Origin of the sequence: Kribbella sp. NPDC050124, from assembly GCF_044460355.1 — a bacterium.
Lineage (GTDB): Bacteria > Actinomycetota > Actinomycetes > Propionibacteriales > Kribbellaceae > Kribbella.
Genome location: NZ_JBITJU010000071.1, coordinates 1 through 1,945, shown reverse-complemented (window position 1 = coordinate 1,945; position 1,945 = coordinate 1). Strand labels below are relative to the sequence as shown.

General features: G+C 65.3%; 1 protein-coding gene and 1 pseudogene. One reads left to right on the top strand and one right to left on the bottom strand.

All coding sequences use genetic code 11. The annotated features are described in order from the left end of the window. The coding region (locus ACIBL3_RS47235) for a hypothetical protein (protein WP_396360619.1) at positions 1-372 on the bottom strand (372 nt) is incomplete at its 3' end. 177 nt (positions 373-549) lie between these two features. Here ACIBL3_RS47235 and ACIBL3_RS47230 point away from each other — a divergent pair. Next, positions 550-1,783: pseudogene (locus ACIBL3_RS47230) on the top strand (IS256 family transposase). Positions 1,784-1,945: the final 162 nt, after the last annotated feature.

Here is a 1,945-nt window from a genome sequence, read left to right as displayed (position 1 = left end):
GTGCGCGGCGGCCGATGCCAGCAGGTCGGCGGTCGCGAGGGTGGTGAGATCTCCTTCGAACATGTGTTCGATCTTATCGTGCTGCTCGCGGCCACGCAAACTCAGCGAGGCTAATTTTTCCTTATCCACAAGGGGAAACATCACACATAGCCAAGTCTGTTGGTTCTGCATGGTTGGCTGATGGCGGCATTCAGTCCAGTACGGCGGGCCGCAGGATATCGCTCTCTCATCGGCGAGCTCGTGGGAGTCGTTGCTGAATGCAACGGTAGAGCGGTGCTGACGGCGTACTAGCGTCGTACGTGCATCGGGCCATTGAGCGGAGGCATCGTTTGGCTTGGCTTCGGTCGTGGTGGTCCAAGGAACTGTTGTCACGCAGCGGTGCTGTTGCGCCGCGATACGGCGGTTCAGCTGTTGGCAGCGATACGGTGGGCGCGTGAGCGTCCCGCCGGGTGGTGGGGTTTGGGGACCGGCGTGGCTGTGGAGTGTTGGGGCCATCGGCGGGATCTTCGGTGTGTACGGCCAAGTACTCACCCGAAGGGGGTCCCACCGATGGCGTTGTCTAAGTCTGCCGTGTCTGAGTTGCTGGAGTTGTTCCGCACCGGCGAGGGGGTGGATCTGATCCGGGAGTCGGTCCGGATGGTGATGCAGGAGTTGATCGAGGCCGAGGCGGCCGAGGAGGTTGGCGCGGCCCGGTATGAGCGCAGCGAGTCCCGGGTCAACGAGCGCAACGGGTCGCGGGCCCGGTTGCTGGCCACTCAGGCTGGTGATGTCGAGCTGCGGATCCCGAAGCTGCGGAAGGGGTCGTTCTTCCCGGTCATCCTCGAGCCCCGTCGGCGGATCGACCAGGCGTTGTATGCGGTGGTGATGGAGGCCTATGTGTGCGGTGTGTCGACCCGGTCGGTCGACGATCTGGTCGCCGCGTTGGGGATCGACTCAGGTCTTCTCCAAGTCGGAGGTGTCGCGGATCTGTGCCGGTCTGGACGAGGTGGTCACCGCGTTCCGCAGTCGCCGGCTGGACCACATCGCCTTCCCCTACGTCTATCTCGACGCGACCTACCTGCACGTGCGCAACGCCGCGTCTCAGGTGGTGTCGATGGCAGTGGTGGTGGCCAGCGGAGTCCGTGCGGACGGGGATCGGGAGATCCTCGGCCTGGACGTCGGCGACTCCGAGGACGAGGTGTTTTGGCGGGCGTTCCTGACCGGGTTGAAGAAACGCGGCCTGGCCGGGGTCCGGCTCGTGGTCTCCGACCAACACGCCGGCCTGGTCGCCGCGCTGCGGCGTTCCTTTCAAGGCACCGCGCACCAACGCTGCCGGGTGCACTTCGCGCGCAACCTGCTCGCCCACGTGCCCAGGACCCACGCCGACATGGCCGCCGCGGTATTCCGCACCGTGTTCGCGCAACCCGACGCCGAGACCGTGGCCGCGACCTGGGAGCAGGTGCGCGACCAGCTCGCCGGCCGGTTCGCCAAGATCGGCCCGCTCATGGACGGCGCCAAAACCGAAGTCCTCGCGTTCACCGCGTTTCCCCGCGCGCACTGGTCCAAGATCTGGTCGACCAACCCGCTCGAGCGGGTGAACAAGGAGATCAAACGCCGCGCCCGTGTGGTCGGGATCTTCCCCAACGACGCTGCGGTGATCCGCCTGATCGGCGCAGTCCTGGCCGATATGCACGACGAATGGCAATCCGCCGACAACCGCCGCTACCCATCCGAAGGCTCCATGGCGCTGCTCTACCCCGAGCGCGATACTGAACCCATCGCCGCCCTCAACAGCGGCGAGTAGGCACCGAGGATCAACCTCGAAAGCCCACCACTCTCAGGGACGCTGCCGTGGGCGCGCTTGACGGAGCCTGATGCGCCCCGCGTTTTCCGGACAGCTCTTAACGGCTAATTCACGCTGCGAGCTGCCGTTCCAGATACTCGTCATGGACCTGTTGTGGGGTTC